The organism is Mucilaginibacter sp., from assembly GCF_025362475.1.
Taxonomy (GTDB): Bacteria; Bacteroidota; Bacteroidia; order Sphingobacteriales; family Sphingobacteriaceae; genus Mucilaginibacter.
Genome location: NZ_JANYGH010000034.1, coordinates 16479 through 37887 on the forward strand (window position 1 = coordinate 16479; position 21409 = coordinate 37887).

Below are 21409 nucleotides of genomic sequence, written 5' to 3' on the forward strand. Positions count from 1 at the left end.
TCGAATATCAGATATTAATTACCTGTTAAATAGTTTTTTACTTGCGGGTACATCCAACCCGAAATCCTCGATGATTAATTTCGTCGCGGCGTTTCATCTTAGTAAAGTTGAGATTTTTGTGAAAGTTGACTATGTGTAGACTATATTTACGTCGCTTAATTTGATTATGAATTAAATTAAGCGACGTAAACAAATTATGCTAATCAATATTGCTACCCAAATTACGCATGGGAGCTAATAATGCCATAGTTGCGCCATACCTTATTAATTCGAAATACGATACAATGAAAAAAAACCTAACCTCGTTGGCATTCCTATGCCTAATGGCCTTTTCCGGCTGCAAAAAATCTGATAGTACTCCGCCCACTCAAACCATTGATCCACCTGCTAAAATTGATTACAGTATTGCAAATGCCAACGGATTGCAATTAGCTGTAAGTAACCTTACTGCCAAAACTTCTATAACAATATTTGTTACTGATTATAACAGACCAACTGATACGCTAATGAAAATTAGTAATCTGTACGGCAACAAATCATATTATACTAAAGATGTGTCTAAAGGGCAAAAGTGTAGCATATTTATAAATTCCAACGTGGTAGCTGATGTGGCTAATAATGGTACCGGTATAATAACTTTTTATTACAAAAGCGAAATACTTGGTATAAATGCGGGAAACTTTAGTTATCCCGCCGGTAAGGGAACTACAGTAGTTATACCGTGAACATGAAAAAGATACTAAAAGGCGGTGGATTGGATGAAAAAAACCGATGTATCTGATTTAATCAAACTGTACTTCGCAGACAGTGATAATTCAGTATGGTATGAGGTCAATCAAGATATAGACAAATATTTTGAGTTAATGAAAAAAATGGACCCATTAATAGTTTTGTTAACTAAACTCCTTTAAATACCCGATACGATAGCAATTGGAATTATTTATCTCTTATCAAAGTTGAAATTACATTGAGTAAAAAAGGGTGGGATTTTTATAAGAAAAACCCAAAAGCTTTAAATCCCATTTGGCTCGACAAAATTCTAAATTTCATAAAAGTATCAGCTTCTATAGCAACTATATTAGGTGGTTTAATTGCTGGATATGAGTTTTTCAACAAGCATAATGACAAGCCCTTAGAAAAGCCACAATCAGATAAAAAACAAAAGTTATCAACCCACAAAAGCATATCCCCGCAAAATCAACTCCCAAAACATTACTCTCGGACTCGTCCCGTAGATAATGCTCATCTTTTGGAGATAGCGCATTAACTACATAGCCGTAAAATAAAAAAATAGGGTATGCAGCACCCGTGAAGACGAAATCGAAAAGCTAAAACCTTTAACCTTTTCCCTTTTGCCATCTAAAAATCTATATCTTCAGCCTGATATTTATCTTATCCAGCAGCCCCGTTAACCAAACCATTGCAAATGCAAACACAATGCATTTAATAAGCCCCCCTGTGCCCTCGCTCAGGTACTCGGGATAGCCTATGTTGCTCATTTCATACATAGGGTAAAACAAAAACGGCACTATATAGCAGGTAAAAGTATTTGTACCCGCGGGTTCAATAATCTTGAACCATTTATACTTATGCTTAAAATCAACCACATAAATAAATATGGCGTATACAATGAGGCTTATCCCGGTACATATCAGTACCCAGGAAGGGGTATCCCGCGCTTTGGAAATACCACCGCTAAAATAGCGCACAATAAAGCCCATATTGAACAGTATAATGGCCATGAGGAAAAGTGCCGTCCCCAACATCTTAAGCTCGTTATTGGCCTTAAGACGCATATACAGCACAGAAACAAACACCCCCGCCATGGTAAAGGCCTGCATGGCGCCATTGCCTGCTATCCATACATATTTTTGCACCGGTGCCAAAAAGTTAAGGAAACCAAAATGAACATCCATGTTAAAAAACATGAAGAAGATCCATGCGGCAGCCTGGATCCATAAATGCCCGCCAGAATAGTAATAAATTAGTGCACACAAAAGGTAAGCCCAGCCAATAAGCCCCAATATACCCCACCATGTAAAGTGCAGCCAGGTATGCCCGGGGTCGCTGGTTTTGTAGAGTACAGACATGGTTATCAGTAACACCACACCTACGCCCTGGAGCAGGTAACGCTTAAGATTGCTGGTTTCTTTACCGTAATCTAAAAAAATAAAAAAGAAGCTGAAAGTTACCAGGCTTTCCCATACAGGTTTGGGCAGTATGGTGGTATGTTCATTATAGGTTTCCATGTTGGCATGAAAAAAACCTATAAATACCAGCGCAAATGAGCGGCTTGCTATACGGGATAGTATTTTATAGTTGCCACTTTTTAACCTGTTTTGAAACGCGAAAGGAATAGATAAGCCTACAATAAATAAAAACGCAGGAAAAATTGTATCGGCAAGTCCCAACCCGTCGGCGTTTTCTGCAACATGTTTAAGCCATTGTGGTGTGCCCGGGATGCCATCAAGGTCATTCACAAATATCATGAGCAACATGGTAACAGCACGAAGGGCATCAATAGATCGTATCCTGTCCGTGAAATTATTCATTATGGGAGTAAGTGCATTAACAAAGCAAATGTTTTAACTTAACGGCAATTAAATTGAAACATTATAGTTACCTGACCATTTTTTAGTCTCTGTCGCGGCTTAGCTTGGTAAATACAAGTGGGTTTTCGTTCAGCTCCAGCGTTTCTTTGCGGTGTTTTACAATATGTATAGCCGTAAATAATGCCTCGCGAAAAGAGATCTCTGATGCCATATTTTTGCCTGCAATATCATACGCGGTTCCATGATCTGGTGACGTGCGTACAAAGTTTAATCCTGCAGTAAAGTTAACACCGGTTTCAAACGCAATTTGTTTAAAAGGTATCAGGCCCTGGTCATGATACATAGCCAGTACAGCATCAAACTGCAAATAAGTTCCGTTGGCAAAAAAGCCATCGGCAGAGTATGGACCAAAGGCCAGTATATCATTATTGCGGGCTTCTTCAATAGCCGGTATAATGGTATCTTTTTCTTCATTACCAATAAGGCCATTATCGCTGGCATGCGGGTTTAGCCCCAGTACAGCAATCTTAGGTTTGCGAATCCAGAAATCATTTTGAAGGCTGTGATTCATTAACTTAAGCTTAGCCACAATTTTATCGCCGGTAATGCTTTCCGATACCTTTGAGATAGGAATATGACCGGTAACCACGCCAACACGCAAGGTATCGCTCACCAAAAACATCAATGATTCTGCAGCGCCATCGCGTTCCTGCAAATATTCTGTATGACCCGGAAAATTAAACTGATCGCTCTGGATATTATCTTTATTGATAGGCGCCGTAACCAGGGCATCAATATAACCTTCTTTTAAATCATAAACTGCGCGCTCCAATGATTTAAAAGCATACTTGCCACCCGCTTCTGATACTACGCCGGGTTCAATCTTTACATCCTCTTCCCAGCAATTGATCATGTTGGGTTTTTTATGCTGAACCTGCGACGGATCATTTATAACATGAAAATTAAGTTCGCTCACACTGGTAGCGCGGCGATGGAATGACGCCACTTTGGTATGGCCATAAACAATGGGTGTACAATAATCATAAATTTTACTATCGGCCAGGGTTTTTATAATAATCTCTAAACCTATACCATTCACATCACCTATACTGATACCTACTTTTATTTTATCGCTCATTTTTTTATTTATGATTTCACCGGTTATTGAGGGATTTCACCGATTTTATTCTGGGTGATTTCACTAATGATAACCGTGATTAATTTATATTGGTTTACCTAAAATTACGTTCAGGCTTATTTTTTTCTTATTTCCTTATTGTTTAATCCAAAAACCCCCTTGATTGTTCAGTCTTTCCGGGGCGTTCTCTGCGGGCGGGCTTTACGTTCATACTGCTCAAGGCCGGTATCCGCCAGCTGGCGGGCCGGTATCCACTTCAATCCCTAACGCAATTGTCTGAACCTGGATTTTTCACAAGTCCTTTATTTTTCACATTTGCCATTCATCAGATCAACAGATTTTCAGAGTTTTTACCTTATCTAACCACTCTCTATTCATCCATCTGCACTCACCTTTTCTCCCTGTCTTGATACTTGATACTAACTACTTAATACTCCTTCAAGCTACAAATAAAAGATTTGTTCCTGATTAAAGCACAAATATGACGTAATTTGCTCAAATATTTGATTAATAATGACGTTGGTAAGGGCAAAAAAACATTTAGGGCAACACTTTCTTACTGATAAAAACATAGCAGCTAAAATTGTTGACAGCCTTAAACCAGATGACAGGTACAAGCACGTGCTTGAAGTTGGTCCGGGGATGGGCATCCTGTCGGATTTTTTATTGCAGAAACCGGAGTATGAGGTATCGATGATTGATATCGACACAGAATCATTCCATTACCTGAAAAAGAGATACCCGCAATTGGGTGCGCGCCTTTTCAATGCCGATTTTCTGGAGATGGATTTTAAAACCATAGTTGATGGTCCGCTGGCTATTATTGGCAATTTCCCCTATAACATATCGTCGCAGATACTGTTTAAAGTGCTCGATAACCGCCAGCAGGTAATTGAGGTGGTTGGCATGTTCCAGAAAGAAGTAGCAGAACGCTGCGCATCCAAGCCCGGCAGTAAGGAGTACGGCATCCTGAGCGTATTTTTGCAGGCATATTATAAAGTGGAATATCTATTTACTGTAAAGGCAGGCGTTTTTAATCCACCGCCAAAAGTGCTATCCGCCGTGATCCGCCTTACCCGCAACAGTGCGGCAGACTTGGGCTGCGATGAAAAGCTATTTTGGCTGATAGTTAAAGCCGGTTTTAACCAACGCCGCAAAACACTGCGCAATGCCATATCATCCCTCATCAACAAAGAAAAAATGACGGAAAACCCTACGCTTGACCTAAGGGCCGAGCGATTAAGCGTGGAAGATTTTGTGAAGCTTACCAATGAGGTAGCAGCTGCGCGGTAGGGCTGAGTGAAAAAAAGCTAAAGCATAGCGAAAATTCGGCTAAAGCCGAAACCTGTTGATGCTTATATCCGTTGGCTGAAGCCAACTGCAACGGGTGGCAAATCCATCAAACTGTAAAATTAATTTCATTGACCTCCAAATTTATGGAACGGCTAAACTGCGCTGTAAAGATATTGCTGAATCTCCACTATCCTATTTAAAAGCGACAACGTACGTCCCGGACACTTGCTGTCAGGGAAATTCTAACGCCCTTATCAAATAAAAAAGAATGCTTACCCAGAAATGGGAAATCAATCCAGCTTTCTCAATAGTAACAAGGATCACTGCATTTGGTAACGACTGTCATTTCAGCCTTTCCTGTGCCTATTTAAGTTTGTATTTAAATAGGTTATCTTTTATTTAAATCACAATATCATGAAAACTCAAATAACTTTTATTTTAGGATTAGCCTTCCTTTTAGGCAATACCTCATGTATTAAAGATTTTAAAGACTTCCATAAACCAACCACGGTAACAGTAAGTACGTTTGCCGGATACTGCTAAAGGATGAACAGACAAAGTATATAGATAGCCGGTTCAGTGACGAAAGGGTAGCCCAACTCACCAACCTGCAGGCCGATTCGCTGTTCAACTTTAATAACCTATACCGCCCTACCATTGAACAGGTGAAAAAAATGAGCGACTATGATATTTTTACTTACATCAAAAAGTGCCTGGTAAAATTCAGAAGGCCCCACTCAGATTCGATCCGTGAGTAGAATTTTAAGTTTGCATATTCCATACAAAGTTTTTATGCAATTGGCCCGAACTTGCACAAAAGCGATAAAAATTTGACTATAAGTTATTTAAAATTTGTAATTATTGGCCGAAAAGCAGTGCGATTTTTATGTAAAAACTACACTACCGCTTGACATGCGGTTTGAATTTTGTAATTTTGAATATGAACACTGAATCACTTGAGGATTTTTATCGCCAAAAATTTGATTGGCTGCCAGACAATCTGCAGCAAAACATAGGGCATTTTAATGTTTTCAGGATTGAAGATTGCATTGGCCCCAACGCCAAACCGGTTACTTATAGCCGCAGAAGTTTTTACAAGATCAGCCTGATGCATGGTGAAAACATTATTCATTACGCCGATAAAAGCATCACGCTTTCGGGTACTTCGCTCATGTTCTTTAGCCCACATGTGCCTTATACATTTGAGCATATGAGTGATAACCGGTCGGGTTTCTTTTGCATATTCACCGAGTCGTTTTTTGCCGAAAGATTTAGGGGTGGTATAAGCGAATTGCCCATGTTTGGCCTGGGCGCAAAGCCGGTATATTCTTTAGATGAGGCGCAGAACGAATATGTAAGGGGTTTATTTTTAAAGATGACAGAGGAGATTAACTCCGACTATGACTTTAAATATGACCTGATACGTAACTACGTTACCGAACTGTGCTATTATGCCCTTAAAACCCAGCCATCCGAAAATGTTTACAAACATGCCGATGCCAAATCAAGGATCACATCGGTTTTTACAGAATTACTGGAGCGGCAGTTTCCGATTGAAACCCCGTCGCAACGCTTTGCTCTACGATCTGCCAATGATTTTGCAACGCGTTTATCTGTTCATGTAAACCACCTTAACAGGGCCATCCGCGAAACTACCGGCAAAACCACAACTGATCATATTGCCGAACGCCTGCTAAGCGAAGCCAAATCATTACTAAGACATACAGACTGGAATATATCTGAGATTGGTTACTGCCTGGGCTTTGAAGAACCTACCCATTTCAATAATTTTTTCAAAAAAAATACCCAACTTACGCCCTCTTCATTCAGAAATGTTTGAATTTTGTAACCATTGGTTTGATTAGCGTAATGCTTTGCCTTTGTTGCCATGTTACCTTTGTTTTATCAAAACAAACAAAAACATGGACAACAACAAAGTATGGTTTATCACTGGTGCTTCCAAAGGATTTGGGCTCAGTTTAGTAAAACAATTACTGGATGCTGGTCAGCTTGTTGCCGCCACTTCCAGGAATCAGCAAGAGTTAACCGAAGCAGTTGGCTCAAACAGTACTAATTTTTTACCCCTACAGGTTAACCTTGTCAACGAGAGCAGTGTATCACTGGCCCTGCAGCATACCTATGAAACATTTGGCCGGATAGATGTAGTAATTAATAATGCCGGCTATGGCATTGGCGGCGCTATTGAAGAGGTTACTGATCAGGAAACCCGCCAGGCCTTTGATATAAATGTATTTGCCACTCTTAATGTAATCAGGTTTGTAATGCCTTACCTGCGCAAACAGCGTTTTGGCCACATCATCAATATCGCTTCAATTGCAGGCATTACCGGCGGCACTGGCTGGGCGGTTTATGCGGCAGCCAAGCATGCGGTTATCGGCCTGTCAGAAGTGTTGGCTGCGGATGTTAAAGCTTTGGGCATTAAAGTTACAGTGGTTGCTCCCGGCGCGTTCCGTACCAGCTTCCTTACCCCCGGCTCACTGGCTATTACTCAGAACCCTATTGCCGATTATGAAGATGTAAGGTTATCGCACTGTAAATACCTGAGCATGAATGGCGAGCAGGCCGGCGACCCCGAGAAGGCCGCAACCTCCATCATCAACATGGTTTATGAAGAAAACCCACCGCTATATTTATTATTGGGTGGCGATGCCTTTAACCGGGCTTTAACCAAGCTTGATGGATTATACAAAGAGATTCACCAATGGGAAGACCTCACCTGTTCAACCGATTTTTAATGATAAACATCTATCAAAACAAAAAAAATGGAAAGCATTAAAGATAAAGTAATTGTAATTACCGGTGCCAGCAGTGGCATAGGCGCGGCAGCGGCCCGTAAATTAGTTACCCTTGGCGCCAAAGTAGTATTGGCTGCCCGCCGGGAAGATCAGTTGAAAACGATGGTTGCAGAATTGGGCGATAACGCCATTTATGTAACAACAGATGTAAGTAAACGTACAGACCTGGATAACCTTATTAAGCAAGCCATTCAAAAGTTTGGCCATGTGGATGTATTATGGAACAATGCCGGCATCATGCCCCTCTCCTTTTTTGAAGAAGGATTGGTAGATGAATGGGACCGCATGATTGATATCAATATTAAAGGGGTGTTATATGGTATTAATGCCGTGTTGCCACACATGCTGCAAAGGGGACAAGGCCATATCCTGGCAACGTCATCAGTAGGTGGTATAAAAACATCGCCGGGTATTGGCGTTTATTCGGGAACCAAATTTGCAGTGAAGGCCATTATGGAAACCCTGCGCGAAGAAGTTGCTCAAACCATTAAAGTAACTACCATTTTCCCGGGAGCCACGCAATCAGAGTTAGGGCATGATATTACCAGCCCTAAGATCAAGGCCTTGTATGGAAATTTAAAAAACATGCCCAAAATGGATGAGGAAGCCATTGCCGACGCGGTAATATACGCGATAAGTCAACCCGGCAATGTCACCATAAACGATGTAGTCCTAAGGCCGCTTGGACAAACACGATAATCAACAACAACATTAATCAGTGAAATCACCTTCAAAAGGTGAAATCATCTAAAAAAATATAAAATGGAAAATCAAAAAGTATGGTTTATAACTGGCGCTTCAAAAGGATTGGGGCTTAGCCTGGTAAAAAGGTTATTAAATGGAGGTTATAAAGTAGCTGCCACATCAAGAAACATAAGCGACCTGGAAAACGCGGTTGGTGTTAACAACGATCAGTTTTTGCCACTGGCGGTTAACATCACTAACGAGGCAAGTGTACAGGAGGCTATCGAAAAAACCATCAGTACCTTTGGTAAAATTGATGTAGTAGTAAACAATGCTGGTTACGGTTTGCTGGGCGGACTTGAAGAACTAACCGATGCAGAAGCCCGCGATAATTTTGAAGTGAACGTTTTTGGCTCATTAAATGTTATCCGCAAAGCGCTGCCTTACCTGCGCGAACAAAAATCCGGTCATTTTTTAAACATCTCCTCAATAGGTGGTTTTACAGGTAATTTCCCGGGCGGCGGCATCTACAGCTCTACAAAGTTTGCCGTCAACGGTTTTTCTGAAGCACTTGCGGCCGAAGTTGAGCCTTTCGGCATCAAAGTAACTATTGTACAGCCGGGCTATTTCCGCACCAGTTTCCTATCGCCGGGATCACTGGTAGTGCCTAAGCATCAAATAGATGCCTACCAGGCTGTGCGCGATACCGTAAACTTACACCAGGGGCCCTTAGATCAGCAACAGGCCGGTGACCCGGAAAAAGCCGCAGAAGCTATGATAAAAATTGTAGCCGACCCTAACCCACCGCTCAATTTATTTTTAGGCGCCGATGCCTATCAGCTGGCCAACCAAAAAATAGCAGCGGTACAAAAAGACCTTGAAACATGGAAAGAACTAACAACATCAACTGGTTTTTAACAATGAAAAACAATGAGCATATAGGCGTTTGGGTAACCAAAGACGGTTATATACGCCATGAGTTTTTACCAAACGGCCGCTACAACGAGGCCCGCGGAAATAAAAAAAGCGCCTACACTGGCTATTATAACATTTTGGGTAAACATGTTGAATACCTGGATGACTCTGGTTTTACTGCCGATGGCGACTTTAAGGACGGTGTTTTTTATCACGCCGGCATGGTATTATATAAAGAGAGCGCCTGAATTGCAAAATTGTCAATAATTCATAATCGCCATAAAAAGCTTGCTTATTAAAGCAGGCTTTTTTTATCTTTATAAAAATCAAACCCCTGAAAAATATGAGTTTTAAAGACCAGCTCAGTTCAATATTTGTAGAGGAAAACCTAATCCCGCCCGAATTCCGGATAACAGAAGTACACCAGCGCGAATATTTAAGCAATGGCGAAATGAAGCCATGGCATGGTGAAGTAAGCGAAGTTTACTCGCCCGTTGGCTTTTTAAATGGCGATGGCTTTACCCGAAAACTAATAGGAACCTACCCCGTTTGTACAGAAAAAGAAGCCTTTGAATCATTAGATGCCGCTTTGGCCGCCTATGATAACGGCCGTGGCGAATGGCCCACCATGAGTATTGCCGACCGCATTAAATGCATGGAGCAATTTATTTATAAAATGAGCGAGCAACGCGCCCTGGTTGTCAACTTACTGATGTGGGAAATAGGCAAATCATACGGCGACTCGGCAAAGGAGTTTGATCGTACTATCGAATACATTAATGCTACTATAGATGCATTGAAAGATATCGACCGCCATTCCTCCCGCTTTGAAATGGCCGAGGGACTGGTCGCCCAGATCCGCCGCTCGCCGTTGGGCGTGGTGCTGTGTATGGGCCCGTTCAACTATCCACTTAATGAAACTTTTACCACCCTGATCCCCGCTTTGATCATGGGCAATACCATATTATTTAAACCACCCAAGCATGGTACGTTATTACACTACCCATTGCTTAAAGCTTTCCAGGAATCATTCCCCAAGGGAGTGGTGAACACCATTTATGGCCGTGGAGCGGTTGTTACACCGGGGTTAATGGCATCTGGCAAGGTTAACGTGCTGGCCTTTATTGGCTCAAGCAAAGTGGCCAATGATTTGAAAAAACGCCATCCTAAAATAAACCGTTTACGCGCTGTTTTGAGCCTTGATGCCAAAAACGCTGCTATCGTTACCAAACATGCCGACTTGCAGCAAGCGGTTAACGAATGTATTTTGGGCGCACTGTCATTCAACGGGCAACGCTGTACTGCCATTAAAATGATATTTGTACAAAAGGAAGTTGCAGATGAATTTTTAAAACTATTGAGCGAAGGCGTTGCCAAACTAAAATTTGGTTTACCCTGGGATAAAGATGTAAAACTTACTCCACTACCCGAGCCGCACAAGCCTGCTTTCCTGACCGATATTGTTGAAGATGCCATTGCCCATGGCGCACGCATCGTTAATGAAAATGGCGGCGAAACTGTGGCCTCATTCTTTTACCCGGCTATTATGTACCCGGTTAACGAAAAAATGAAACTATATCGCGAAGAGCAGTTTGGCCCGGTTATCCCGGTGGTTCCGTTTGAATCTATAGAGGAGCCAATTGATTACCAGATAGACTCTCCGCATGGTATGCAGGTAAGTATTTTTAGCAACGACGCTAAAGAAATTGCATCACTGATAGACCCATTTGTGAACCTTGTAAGCCGTGTAAATATCAATAGCCAGTGCCAGCGCGGACCAGATGTGTTCCCTTTTACCGGGCGTAAGGATAGTGCCGAAGGTACCTTGTCTGTACATGATGCCTTAAGATCATTCTCTATCCGATCACTGGTTACTACAAAAATGACCGAGACCAATAAACAGATCCTCAACCAAATTGTGAACGGCAACGAATCCAATTTCCTGAGTACCAAGTTTATATTGTAGGTAATAATTTCATAACATTAAACGGCAATCGCGAACTATGCAGGTTTATCCTGTAAGTTCGCGATTGCCGTTTATAAGAGGCTGTATAAAAATACAAAACAGGTCGTCATTGCTGTAAGGCATAAAATCCGGAGGACACTAAAAGTCAAATGACGTTTGAAAATTTGTCGTCCTGAACGGAGTGAAGGATCTATTAGCAGACTTTACAGGGCGAAGAAGCATGGCGTATAACAGATCCTTCACTCCGTTCAGGAAGCATGACAAAAAGTTTTTTGAAGACACGTCATTGCTGTAAAGGTCAGATAATTCGGTGGCCTCTGAAGGGGAAATGACGTAACAAAAATGGCTGTCATCCTGAGCCTGTCGAAGGATAGCGGGCAAAGGCCTCTACGCGCGAGTCTTCGACAGGCTCAGACTGACAGACCCACACGCCTCAAAATCCAATACGTCATGGGTAGGAACGAAGCAATCTCTACACTGGCAGGTCGGACTTGCATAGTCGCTCTGTACAGCAAAGAGATTGCTTCGTGCCTCGCAATGACGCGGGGTATGAGCTTCATTACCAGCCTAAAAACATTTAATAAATCATTTTTTAGACAGCCTCTAAGAAGTGGGAAATTGAGATTGACTAATCAATTTTTTGGTTTACTCAATAAATTCACAAACAAGCGGTAAGCACCAGGTACACCGGCAGGCAATTCTCTAAAGAAAGCCAGCGAGGTGTATACAAACCTGCCCTTGCCATAGTCGCCAACTATTAATGAACCATTCAGGGGAGATTCGCCTTTATCGTTCATCTGGAAAATGGTTTGGTATTTAGGGTCTATGTCGGTTACAAAATATAGTCCGCGTTCCTGTATCCAATCTTTAAAATCATCCTGTGTTATTTTGTTAGGATAATTGAGTACCGGGTTTTGCTGATCTAAAACAGTAACTACAGCATCCTCATCGGTAACCCTGCGGTTTACAACGGTAAATGGGTACGGACCGATTTGCTTTGTAACTAAGCCAGAATTGTTATTATACTGAACTACCAGATTACCGCCGTTTTTAACATACTCCATCAATTTGGGTTGTTCAAAAGCCAGGCGTTCATTCACGTTATAGGCACGCACACCGGTAATGATAGCATCATACACTGATAGATCGCTGTTCATGAGTTCGTTTTCTGATAGAATATGCACATCATAACCTACCTGGTGTAAAGCTTCGGGCATTTGATCGCCGGCGCCGGCAATGTAGCCTAATTTTTTTCCCGCAGTTTTCAGGTCGAGGCTCACCAGCTTGGCTTCCGCCGGCGGGAATAAGGTGATAGTTGGCACGTGCTCGTATTTTATCTCCTTTATTTCATACTCATATAAACGCGAATCAACATCAACTGCAACACCTGTTACAGCAAGTCCGTTTTGCGCCTCGCGGGTTGGTGTTATGGTAAATTGCTCCGTCCATTCCTCACCTTTATTTTTATCCTTAAAATTAATGATGGCCGGGTTAGCCTTCCATCCTTTAGGTAATTTTAACTGGATGCTTCCTGTATGTACATTTTTAAAACTCTTGAGCTTTACCTGCAGGCTTTGAGATGATGGTCCGTAGGATATAAATACATGGTTGGTCATATTAACCGTAACTGGCGGAGTAATAACCAGCGGCTGATAAACCTCGCCCCTAACGGGATCAACATATTTGTATAATAAACGGCGTTCAAAATTTACGGGCTTGCCCTCAATAATGAACTGAAAGTTCACTATTGTAAGATTTGGATTTTCCGGATTACCGGCCACTGTATCCGGAATGTTGTATGTGCCCGTTTTATGCGGAGTTTCTAACCAGTATGGCTGGGTAATTTTATCGGCTATAGTTGATCCGCTAAATACTTGCAGCTGATTAGCCGGTACTTCTTTGGAATTTAAATTTAAAGTATTGTATCCTGCACCTATCGTATTAATCTTCACCTTATCGTTATACCTGTTCACCACTTGCGCAGTAAAGTTAATTGTATCGTGAATTGCAACCGTAGGAGCGCTGGCGTAAGCCTCAAACCATAAACCCGCACAGGCAGCTATCAAATTGCTCAGCTCTTTTGTTTTTTGCGCTCTCCAGTAAACGTCAGATACCTTTTCAACTCTACTCAGTAACGCTACCAATGCAGGTACTGATTTTTCTGGAGCCTCGGCATCAAAATTCCTCCTGATCACCTTGATAGATTCGCCAATACTCTCGCCATCCTTAACACGTTTCCAGGACGTTTCTACGCCATCCATCAGGTCGGTTTGCGGGGCATCGCCTAAAATAGTCTTGAAAAACTCAAATGATTCGCCACGCTGTTTAGCCGAGCCAAATCCCTGTGTTTTATGGTTGCTGCGGCTTTCGGCAGCTATTTCGCCATAACTTTTGCCAATGGTTGGGTTATATACGCCAACATCAATCTTAAACTGATCAGGCGCGGTAGTATTGGTGTTGCCAAAGTTGAAAGTATTCCACAAAAGGCGTTTAACCTGCCATGGCTTTACATATTTTAACTGCTCGGGATAACGGCTTGGATCGGCAGCGGCTGTAAATGCTTCTTTGGCCAATATAGCCGAAGAGGTATGGTGCCCATGACCGCCTTCTCCTGTTGTTGGAAACCGGCAAATGATCACATCCGGGCGAAACTTGCGGATCACCCAAACCACATCACCCAAAACCTTTTCCTTATCCCATATCTTCAGGGTTTCTTCGGGTCCTTTTGAAAAACCAAAATCGTTGGCCCGGGTAAAAAACTGCTCGGCGCCGTCAACCTTGCGGGCTGCCAAAAGCTCCTGCGTGCGTATTAGCCCTAAAAGCTCGCTTTGCTCATTACCTATTAAGTTTTGCCCGCCATCGCCACGGGTAATAGACAGGTAACCTGTACGGTAATGTTTTTCCTGTGCCAGGTAAGCCAGCAGGCGGGTATTTTCATCATCGGGATGGGCCGCCAGGTATAATACGCTGCCCAGCGTATTAAGCTTTTTAAAATTTTGTTGAATGGTACCCATATCCGTAGGCGGCGAGGTTTGGGCAATTACACAGTTATATAAAAATAATAAGGCAATAACGAGGTTGGTACGCTTCATGGAAACAAATATATTGAAAGATACCTATTTACAATTTGATGTATCAAGAATATAACAGAGACATGATGCAAAGCATGGTTTCAGCATGTGTCTTATCGTTTTAACCTGAATGTTACATTTTCTGGCGCGAGTATGCAGCGGTGGGAATGCGGGCAGAGTACTCGTGACTTTTCACTGTTCTGCAACTTTGCCCTATCGGATCAATTAGAATAAACTAAAAAGTCACGAGTACGCCACCTCTCCGGCCTCGGCTGCATACTCGCGCCAGAAATGATTTTAATTTTAAAAACGATTTCCCTGCTGCTGTAGCCCCTTATCTAACATGACACCGGTTAAGCTTTTTATATCGGAATTTTCGCTCATCCCAATTGCCAATAACATAACTGTTTAAACACATAATTGCCAATTTCAAAAAAATCAAAGCAGATAAAAACAATTTTGTCATTCAATAGTAATCATTAATCAAACGATTAACTTTTGGTGTTCGAAGTCTTTGATTAATCAATCGTTTGATTAATTTTGTGCCGTTAAAACAATGGACAAAGATAAAATAGACAAAAAAGACCACATCCTCGACGTAGCAGAACGCGTGTTTGCTGACTTCGGTTTTGATGGTGCCTCTACCCGTACAATTTCTGGTGAGGCCGGTGTTAATATGGCTATGCTCAATTATTATTTCGGTTCAAAGGAAGGACTCTTCCTGGCAATTTTTGAGCGTAAGATCTCGTCATTCCGTACACTGCTTCAAAACATCGGGAATGACGACAGCATGACTGCATGGTGCAAGCTTGACAAATGCATCGATAATTATGTGGAGCGTATCATCGTAAATAACTGCTTTCAAAAACTGATTAACAGGGAAATATCGATGAACAAGCGCTGGGACCTTACCGATAAGATCACTGAAATACTGATGGTGAACATTGTTGAGATCAGGAAGATCATTGAAGAAGGCCTCAACAACGGTAGTTTCTACAAAGACATTGATGTTCCCATGGTGATAGCTACCATCTTCGGTACCAAAAATTATATAATTAATACGCCGCAGCTATCCTCCTTAATAATAGGCCATGATATTCGTGATGAAAAATTTATGGAAGAAGAACTGAAGCCCAGGATTAAAACATACATGAAAAGACTTTTAAAAGCTTATTTAGTTAATGAAAATGACAACTCAAAATAATAAAACCGACCACCTTAAACTGTTGAAAAACACAGCCCGCGTGTTTTTGAGGTATGGTACTGCCCTTGCAGTATCTGGTTTGCTATTCGCAGGAACAGCAACGGCCCAGGACCGCACAATCACTTTAGATGAGGCCATTAAGCTGGGCCTTGATAACAGTAAAGTGCTGAAGCTTTCGCAATCAAAAATTGACCAGGCTGTATCACAATACAAACAGGCAAAAGATGCGGCGCTGCCAACCGGTAAAGTAAGCTACGGATACAACCATGCCGAAATACCAGCCAACAAACTATCGCTTGGAGAAAGCAACTTTAATTTACCCGACCGCGCCAACGCCTATTTAGGCATACTATCATTAAGCCAGGTGATTTATGCAGGCGGTAAATATAAATACGCCCAGCAATCAACTGAATTGCTTACACAGGTTGCCCGTTTGGATGTAACCAATGATAAGGACCAGATCACTTATGACATTATCTCTTCTTATTATAACCTGTATAAGGTTTTACAGAGCAAAAAGGTAGTAGTACAAAATTTATCAACTATTGATGCACAGATCAAACAATCGCAAAGGTTTTTTGAACAGGGTTTGGTTACCAAGAATGATGTATTGCGTTTTCAACTGCAACGCTCAAATGTTGAGCTAAACGGCATCGACCTTGAAACCAACCGCAGGATCATTAACTATAACCTGAATGTGTTACTGGGCTTACCAGAAGGCACGCAACTAAACATTAACCAGATAGTTGAAGCCGACAGGCCGGTAGCCTCATTGAGCAATTATTTAGATACCGCTTACGCAAGCCGTGCAGAATTGCAACAAGCTGATTTGCGTACCAAGGTTGCTGAAACCAGCATCAAAAACATAAAAGCCAATACTTTGCCCACTTTAGCGGCATCCGGAAGCGCTTATTATGTTGATTTAAACGCCAATCCACTTCCTAAAAGCGGTCAGTACATTACTCCACTAACGGTAGGTTTAACCCTGTCATGGAATTTTGGCAACATATGGACCAATAAAAACAAAGTTACCGGAGCCCGCATTGAGCGCGAGCAGGTAGTTATCAATAAAAGCATCACTGTTGACCGCATTAAGGACGAAGTGAACCAAAACTACCAGAACTGGACCATGGATTTGGAAAAGATTAAGCTTTTACAAACATCTATTGAGCAGGCAGGCGAGAACAACAAGATCCTCGAATCAAAATATAAAAGCAACATAGCTTCAGCCACAGATAGGGCCGATGCAGAAACATTGCTTTACCAGGCACAGATAAATCTGGAGCTGGCTAAGGCCGACGCAGGTCTTGCTTACTATACTTTATTAAAATCAACAGGAAGAATCAACAACAAATAATACTAAACCACATAATACAATGGCACAGGCACAAGAAACACAGGAACAGGAACCAAAAAAGAAACCAAATAAAGTTATCCCTATTATATTAGGCGTATTACTTATTGGTGGTATCATTTTCGGTATCAAAGAATACTTATACTTTGGCAAACACATCGATACTGATGATGCCCAGATTGACGGCGATATAAGCCCGGTAGTTGCCCGCGTTGGCGGCTATGTTGACTCTATTTATTTTGAGGATAACGTACACGTAACCGTTGGGCAAACTTTAGTTAAGATTGACGACCGCGATTACAAGGTTAAATTAGAGCAGGCACAGGCAGCACAAGTGGGTGCAAGCGCAGGCATTAACGTTAACCAATCACAAATTTATGCTACACAGGCAAACTCATCAAGCGCCAGGGCGCAGGTTGAATCAAATGCTGCCCGTTTAGATAAAGTTCAAAAAGATTATGCACGTTATGCCGACCTGATCAAGGATGGATCAGTAACCCAGCAGCAATTTGATCAGGCCAAAGCCGATCTTGATGTAGCGAAGGCTAACCTTAGGGCCTCACAGGATCAGTACAAAGCAGCGGTTGAGCAAATTGGCACTACACGCAGCCAGTTAAAGGTTACCAACACTGGCGTAAGCCAAAAGCAGGTTGATATTGATTATGCCAAACTGCAATTAAGCTACACTACTATTAAGGCGCCATCAAGCGGCTTAGCTGCCAAAAAGAGCGTTCAGTTGGGCCAGCTGGTACAGGCAGGGCAAACATTGTTCAGCATAGTAAATGATAACAGCTTGTACATTACTGCCAACTTTAAAGAAACCCAGCTTAACGATATGAAAAACGGGCAGAAGGTTGAAGTGGAAGTTGACGCTTACCCAGATATGAAACTGGAAGGCCAGGTATACAACTTTAGCCCTGCTACAGGCGCTAAGTTCTCTTTGCTGCCACCAGATAATGCAACCGGTAACTTTGTAAAAGTAGTACAACGTGTACCTGTTAAAATTAAAATAACTGCCGATAAAGCTACCATGGATAAATTACGTCCGGGTATGAGCGTAAAGGTTTCTGTAATTAAAGGATAAATAAAATGGCTGAAACAGGCTTTAAAAAATGGATCATCACCATTACGGTTATCATAGCTTCGTTACTGGAGCTTATTGATACCACAATTGTGAATGTATCCCTGCCCGATATACAGGGTAACCTTGGTGCCACCCTGGAAGATATTGCCTGGGTAATTACCGGGTACGCTGTTGCAAACGTAATTGTACTCCCGATGTCAGGTTGGCTGGGGAGCCGTTTCGGGCGTAAAAATTACTTCATTACCTCCATTATAGTGTTTACCATTGCCTCGTTTTTATGCGGTAATGCAACCAACTTAAATGAGCTGGTAATGTTCAGGATATTGCAGGGTATTGCCGGTGGTGGTTTAATATCAACCTCGCAGGCTATTTTGATAGAAACCTGGCCACGTGAGCAAATTGGTACAGCTACAGCATTATTTGGTTTAGGTGCGGTAGTAGGCCCAACTGTTGGCCCAACCATAGGTGGTTATATTACCGACCACTCCTCATGGAGATGGATATTTTATGTAAACATTCCGGTAGGTGCCCTTGCAGCGTTTTTTGCTTACACCTTTGTGCGCGAAACACCCAAGGATGAAAAAGGTAAACCTGTTGACTGGTGGGGTATTGGCTTGTTAGCAATAGCTGTAGGTAGCTTACAAACTATATTGGAGAAAGGTGAATCGGAAGATTGGTTTGCCACGCCCTATATAACTGTATTAACTATTACCGCCGTATTAGGATTGATCCTTTTTATATGGCGCGAAATGAGCATCGACTTCCCTATTGTAAATTTCAGCATATTAAGGCACCGCAGTTTTGCTGTGGGGATGTTCACCTCCTTTATTCTCGGTTTCGGGTTGTATGGATCGGTGTTCGTATTCCCCATATTTTGCCAGAATTTGCTTGGCTTTACGGCACAGCAAACGGGCGAGATACTGTTCCCCGGCGGGTTATGTACCATAGTAATGATGCCATTTATAGGCAAAATGCTCAATAAAGGTATTCCGGCGCAGTTTATGGCAACCGCGGGTATGTTCCTGTTCTTTGTATTTACTACGATGCTCAGTAATTCAACACTGGCTATGGGTACAGGAAACTTCTTTATTCCGCTGGTGATACGCGGTATTGGTATGGCCTTGTTATTTGTACCATTAACTACACTTGCCATTGCCGACCTTAAAGGGCCCGAAGTTGGGCAGGGTACAGGATTAAACAACATGATGCGCCAATTGGGTGGTTCATTTGGTATAGCAACATTAACTACCGTTATCCACATACGCCAGGGGGTACACCGCCAAAATCTGTTAACAAACATTACGGCAACCAACCCGGCTTTTGTTGAACGCTACAACGCTGCACTGCATGGGTTTATGGCAAAAGGGCATTCCCTAATGGATGCAACCCGTATGGCTTATGGTGCTATTGAGGGCGCACTAACCAAACAGGTGCTGTTATTAACCTATGATGATGCTTACTGGATCTCGGGTTTAGTGATGCTGTTTTCAATACCATTGCTTTACCTGCAGCCGTTCAAAAAATCAAACGTTAAAATCCCTGTGGACGCACATTAAAACGATAAAAGCCGTTCCACTATTACCTGGAACGGCTTTCCCCAAAAAAAATTAACAATTAAAATTTAATAACTCGCCCCGAGGTACAATTGATTTAATGAAAAATTAGTGTAATCGAGGTTTGTTTAATCTTAGGCATAAATTTAGAAGTTTTTAATTAACAAACACAAATTAAATTCAGTAATAAACTGTTATTTATGAAAAAGGCATGAAATTTTTAAATCTCATGCCTTTTCTGTTGAAATTAATAATTAAAGCCTTAAAAAATAACTTTCCCGGTAGCTGTTACCAATGATGCAATACGTATGGCATCAAAAATACGCTCCTCGGTAGTAGCCAATTTTATCAATGAATCTTCGTGAGAATTTACGCACATTTCGCAACCGTTAACGGCTGATACTGCAAGGCTCATCAACTCAAAAAATTCTTTACCTGTTACAGGTTTCATCATCAACTGCATACGAATGCGGGCAGGAATCTGGGTGTATTTTTCCTTTTGAGTAAAATGCCTGAACCTGTAAAACACATTATTGCATGCCAACAGAGATGCACAGCCAACAGCTTCAGCAATTTCGGCAGCGGTTGCTTCCTGTGTTTCTGCGTATTTAGTAAAATAGGCAGTTAGCGGCGCGTTGTTGTTATTTACAGCGATGCTTAAGCCTAATAGAGCACACTCCTTAGCACTTAGCTGCGCAGAGGTAAGAATACTTGTAAAATTAAGTTTCAGGTCGCGCAGGTAGCGTGACTCACCTTTTTCCAGCAGCGTAAGGCTGTTGGTACGATAATCTTTATCTAATCCAATACTTTCCAGTATTTCCTCGATTACTTCGGTACTTTCGGTCATTATATTTAATTTGAGCTCAAAGCAAAAAGCCGATAGCTTAAAGCTTTTAGCGGAATTTGATTGTTGTAATTCGTTTAAACCATTTAGGCAGCCTTTTAACAGCTGTCTAAATCTATTTCCTGACGTTTTTGTAAAAAACTTTAAAACGTCATTTCATCATTCCGAATTTTGCAAAAACACAAAGGCAAATAAGACCTGTGTCTTTTTAAACAGCATTTAGGCTTTCGGCCCTATGCCTTCTTCTTTCAGCTTATACACAGCTTAAAAAGAAATCCCCGCACAATGATTAATTGTACGAGGATATATATTAATAGGGGTAATTAAACGGTAAGGGTTTCCTGGCCTTTTTCCCAGTTACATGGGCAAAGCTCGTCAGTTTGTAAACCATCAAGTACACGTAAAACTTCTTTAACGTTACGGCCTACGCTCAGGTCGTTAACTGATACCCAGCGGATGATACCTGTAGGATCGATAATAAAAGTTGCACGGTAAGCAATTTTTTCTGTTGGCTCCAAAATACCAAGGTCTTCGGCTAATGATTTTGAAGTATCAGCTAACATTGGGAATTTAAGATCGCGCAAATCATCATGATCGCGTCTCCAGGCAGCATGAACAAATTCAGAATCTGTAGAAGCGCCAATTAAACGGGTTTCACGGTCGCGGAACTCGCCATAGTTTTTGTTGAACTCAGCAATCTCAGTTGGGCAAACAAAAGTAAAATCCTTTGGCCACCAGAACATTACTGTCCAAACGTTATCATCATTTACAAGATACTCAGAAGTAAGTGTTTCAAACTCTTTTCCTTTTTCAAGACTTGTTACAGCAGTTTTAGAAAATTGAGGGAATTTTTGTCCTATCGTTAACATATTTGTTCTTTTTTTATTAGATATGCAAATATACTGATTTATAAGTCAGCGTTTCATACTAAAAAT

The 21409-nt window shown here is 41.7% G+C and carries 19 protein-coding genes; 14 read left to right on the forward strand and 5 right to left on the reverse strand.

The window, feature by feature from the left end:
- Nucleotides 1–284: 284 nt before the first annotated feature.
- Together Q0R88_RS12170 and Q0R88_RS12175 are read left to right on the forward strand one after the other, a co-directional pair.
- The gene (locus tag Q0R88_RS12170) at nucleotides 285–725 is read left to right on the forward strand and encodes a hypothetical protein (protein WP_295716427.1); all 441 of its coding nucleotides are present in this window, start codon (nucleotides 285–287) and stop codon (nucleotides 723–725) included.
- A 242-nt stretch (nucleotides 726–967) separates the two neighbouring features.
- Nucleotides 968–1267, forward strand: a complete 300-nt coding sequence (locus tag Q0R88_RS12175; protein ID WP_295716429.1) for a hypothetical protein — start codon at nucleotides 968–970, stop codon at nucleotides 1265–1267.
- A gap of 100 nt (nucleotides 1268–1367) precedes the next feature.
- Here the strand turns inward: Q0R88_RS12175 and Q0R88_RS12180 are convergent, their stop codons facing one another.
- Both Q0R88_RS12180 and pdxA read right to left on the reverse strand, forming a co-directional pair.
- Nucleotides 1368–2552, reverse strand: coding sequence for a DUF5009 domain-containing protein (locus tag Q0R88_RS12180; RefSeq protein WP_295716430.1), 1185 nt, complete (start codon nucleotides 2550–2552; stop codon nucleotides 1368–1370).
- An 82-nt stretch (nucleotides 2553–2634) separates the two neighbouring features.
- Nucleotides 2635–3690: a 4-hydroxythreonine-4-phosphate dehydrogenase PdxA gene (pdxA, locus tag Q0R88_RS12185; protein ID WP_295716431.1), complete on the reverse strand. Its 1056-nt coding sequence runs from the start codon at nucleotides 3688–3690 to the stop codon at nucleotides 2635–2637.
- A gap of 513 nt (nucleotides 3691–4203) precedes the next feature.
- On the opposite strand from pdxA, the gene rsmA reads away from it, so the two are divergent.
- The 8 genes from rsmA to Q0R88_RS12225 all read left to right on the forward strand — a co-directional run bounded on the left by rsmA (nucleotide 4204) and on the right by Q0R88_RS12225 (nucleotide 11364).
- Entirely contained in the window at nucleotides 4204–4983 is a 780-nt protein-coding gene (rsmA, locus tag Q0R88_RS12190; protein ID WP_295716433.1) for a 16S rRNA (adenine(1518)-N(6)/adenine(1519)-N(6))-dimethyltransferase RsmA, read from the forward strand.
- Nucleotides 4984–5397: 414 nt separating this feature from the next.
- Nucleotides 5398–5526 carry a hypothetical protein gene (locus Q0R88_RS12195; RefSeq protein WP_295716434.1) on the forward strand — a complete coding sequence of 43 codons (129 nt, stop codon included), beginning with the start codon at nucleotides 5398–5400 and terminating at the stop codon, nucleotides 5524–5526.
- 397 nt (nucleotides 5527–5923) lie between these two features.
- Nucleotides 5924–6823: an AraC family transcriptional regulator gene (locus tag Q0R88_RS12200; RefSeq protein WP_295716435.1), complete on the forward strand. Its 900-nt coding sequence runs from the start codon at nucleotides 5924–5926 to the stop codon at nucleotides 6821–6823.
- 82 nt (nucleotides 6824–6905) lie between these two features.
- Nucleotides 6906–7739, forward strand: a complete 834-nt coding sequence (locus tag Q0R88_RS12205) for an SDR family NAD(P)-dependent oxidoreductase (RefSeq protein WP_295716437.1) — start codon at nucleotides 6906–6908, stop codon at nucleotides 7737–7739.
- Between the two features lie 27 nt (nucleotides 7740–7766).
- Nucleotides 7767–8498, forward strand: coding sequence for an SDR family oxidoreductase (locus Q0R88_RS12210; protein ID WP_295716438.1), 732 nt, complete (start codon nucleotides 7767–7769; stop codon nucleotides 8496–8498).
- Nucleotides 8499–8561: 63 nt separating this feature from the next.
- The gene (locus Q0R88_RS12215; RefSeq protein ID WP_295716439.1) at nucleotides 8562–9401 is read left to right on the forward strand and encodes an oxidoreductase; all 840 of its coding nucleotides are present in this window, start codon (nucleotides 8562–8564) and stop codon (nucleotides 9399–9401) included.
- Nucleotides 9368–9646, forward strand: a complete 279-nt coding sequence (locus Q0R88_RS12220; RefSeq protein WP_295716441.1) for an Atu4866 domain-containing protein — start codon at nucleotides 9368–9370, stop codon at nucleotides 9644–9646. Before Q0R88_RS12215 ends, Q0R88_RS12220 begins: the two co-directional genes overlap by 34 nt.
- Nucleotides 9647–9741: 95 nt before the next feature.
- On the forward strand, nucleotides 9742–11364 hold the full coding sequence (locus tag Q0R88_RS12225; RefSeq protein ID WP_295716443.1) for an NADP-dependent glyceraldehyde-3-phosphate dehydrogenase: 1623 nt from the start codon (nucleotides 9742–9744) through the stop codon (nucleotides 11362–11364).
- A 632-nt stretch (nucleotides 11365–11996) separates the two neighbouring features.
- Here the strand turns inward: Q0R88_RS12225 and Q0R88_RS12230 are convergent.
- Nucleotides 11997–14456: a PIG-L family deacetylase gene (locus Q0R88_RS12230; protein ID WP_295716444.1), complete on the reverse strand. Its 2460-nt coding sequence runs from the start codon at nucleotides 14454–14456 to the stop codon at nucleotides 11997–11999.
- Between the two features lie 535 nt (nucleotides 14457–14991).
- On the opposite strand from Q0R88_RS12230, the gene Q0R88_RS12235 reads away from it, so the two are divergent.
- Genes Q0R88_RS12235 through Q0R88_RS12250 form a run of 4 tightly spaced genes read left to right on the forward strand, consistent with a single transcriptional unit; the run spans nucleotide 14992 to nucleotide 19633 of the window.
- Nucleotides 14992–15639, forward strand: a complete 648-nt coding sequence (locus Q0R88_RS12235) for a TetR/AcrR family transcriptional regulator (protein WP_295716446.1) — start codon at nucleotides 14992–14994, stop codon at nucleotides 15637–15639.
- On the forward strand, nucleotides 15623–16996 hold the full coding sequence (locus tag Q0R88_RS12240; RefSeq protein ID WP_295716448.1) for a TolC family protein: 1374 nt from the start codon (nucleotides 15623–15625) through the stop codon (nucleotides 16994–16996). The genes Q0R88_RS12235 and Q0R88_RS12240 overlap by 17 nt, the downstream gene beginning before the upstream one ends.
- 19 nt (nucleotides 16997–17015) lie before the next feature.
- The gene (locus Q0R88_RS12245) at nucleotides 17016–18077 is read left to right on the forward strand and encodes an HlyD family secretion protein (RefSeq protein ID WP_295716449.1); all 1062 of its coding nucleotides are present in this window, start codon (nucleotides 17016–17018) and stop codon (nucleotides 18075–18077) included.
- A 5-nt stretch (nucleotides 18078–18082) separates the two neighbouring features.
- The gene (locus tag Q0R88_RS12250) at nucleotides 18083–19633 is read left to right on the forward strand and encodes a DHA2 family efflux MFS transporter permease subunit (protein ID WP_295716451.1); all 1551 of its coding nucleotides are present in this window, start codon (nucleotides 18083–18085) and stop codon (nucleotides 19631–19633) included.
- Between the two features lie 259 nt (nucleotides 19634–19892).
- On the opposite strand, the gene Q0R88_RS12255 is transcribed toward Q0R88_RS12250, so the two are convergent.
- Nucleotides 19893–20477 carry a carboxymuconolactone decarboxylase family protein gene (locus Q0R88_RS12255; RefSeq protein ID WP_295716453.1) on the reverse strand — a complete coding sequence of 195 codons (585 nt, stop codon included), beginning with the start codon at nucleotides 20475–20477 and terminating at the stop codon, nucleotides 19893–19895.
- A gap of 320 nt (nucleotides 20478–20797) precedes the next feature.
- Nucleotides 20798–21343: a peroxiredoxin gene (locus Q0R88_RS12260; protein ID WP_295716455.1), complete on the reverse strand. Its 546-nt coding sequence runs from the start codon at nucleotides 21341–21343 to the stop codon at nucleotides 20798–20800.
- Nucleotides 21344–21409 lie beyond the last annotated feature (66 nt).

Excerpts from the sequence above, each read along its gene's own strand:
- Q0R88_RS12220 (WP_295716441.1), top strand. The coding sequence starts at position 9,368 with ATGGAAAGAACTAACAACATCAACTGGTTTTTAACAATGAAAAACAAT.
- Q0R88_RS12205 (WP_295716437.1), top strand. The coding sequence starts at position 6,906 with ATGGACAACAACAAAGTATGGTTTATCACTGGTGCTTCCAAAGGATTT.
- Q0R88_RS12180 (WP_295716430.1), bottom strand. The coding sequence starts at position 2,552 with ATGAATAATTTCACGGACAGGATACGATCTATTGATGCCCTTCGTGCT.
- Q0R88_RS12215 (WP_295716439.1), top strand. The coding sequence starts at position 8,562 with ATGGAAAATCAAAAAGTATGGTTTATAACTGGCGCTTCAAAAGGATTG.
- rsmA (WP_295716433.1), top strand. The coding sequence starts at position 4,204 with ATGACGTTGGTAAGGGCAAAAAAACATTTAGGGCAACACTTTCTTACT.
- Q0R88_RS12210 (WP_295716438.1), top strand. The coding sequence starts at position 7,767 with ATGGAAAGCATTAAAGATAAAGTAATTGTAATTACCGGTGCCAGCAGT.
- Q0R88_RS12230 (WP_295716444.1), bottom strand. The coding sequence starts at position 14,456 with ATGAAGCGTACCAACCTCGTTATTGCCTTATTATTTTTATATAACTGT.
- Q0R88_RS12250 (WP_295716451.1), top strand. The coding sequence starts at position 18,083 with ATGGCTGAAACAGGCTTTAAAAAATGGATCATCACCATTACGGTTATC.
- pdxA (WP_295716431.1), bottom strand. The coding sequence starts at position 3,690 with ATGAGCGATAAAATAAAAGTAGGTATCAGTATAGGTGATGTGAATGGT.
- Q0R88_RS12245 (WP_295716449.1), top strand. The coding sequence starts at position 17,016 with ATGGCACAGGCACAAGAAACACAGGAACAGGAACCAAAAAAGAAACCA.
- Q0R88_RS12170 (WP_295716427.1), top strand. The coding sequence starts at position 285 with ATGAAAAAAAACCTAACCTCGTTGGCATTCCTATGCCTAATGGCCTTT.
- Q0R88_RS12200 (WP_295716435.1), top strand. The coding sequence starts at position 5,924 with ATGAACACTGAATCACTTGAGGATTTTTATCGCCAAAAATTTGATTGG.
- Q0R88_RS12225 (WP_295716443.1), top strand. The coding sequence starts at position 9,742 with ATGAGTTTTAAAGACCAGCTCAGTTCAATATTTGTAGAGGAAAACCTA.
- Q0R88_RS12255 (WP_295716453.1), bottom strand. The coding sequence starts at position 20,477 with ATGACCGAAAGTACCGAAGTAATCGAGGAAATACTGGAAAGTATTGGA.
- Q0R88_RS12235 (WP_295716446.1), top strand. The coding sequence starts at position 14,992 with ATGGACAAAGATAAAATAGACAAAAAAGACCACATCCTCGACGTAGCA.
- Q0R88_RS12260 (WP_295716455.1), bottom strand. The coding sequence starts at position 21,343 with ATGTTAACGATAGGACAAAAATTCCCTCAATTTTCTAAAACTGCTGTA.
- Q0R88_RS12240 (WP_295716448.1), top strand. The coding sequence starts at position 15,623 with ATGACAACTCAAAATAATAAAACCGACCACCTTAAACTGTTGAAAAAC.
- Q0R88_RS12195 (WP_295716434.1), top strand. The coding sequence starts at position 5,398 with ATGAAAACTCAAATAACTTTTATTTTAGGATTAGCCTTCCTTTTAGGC.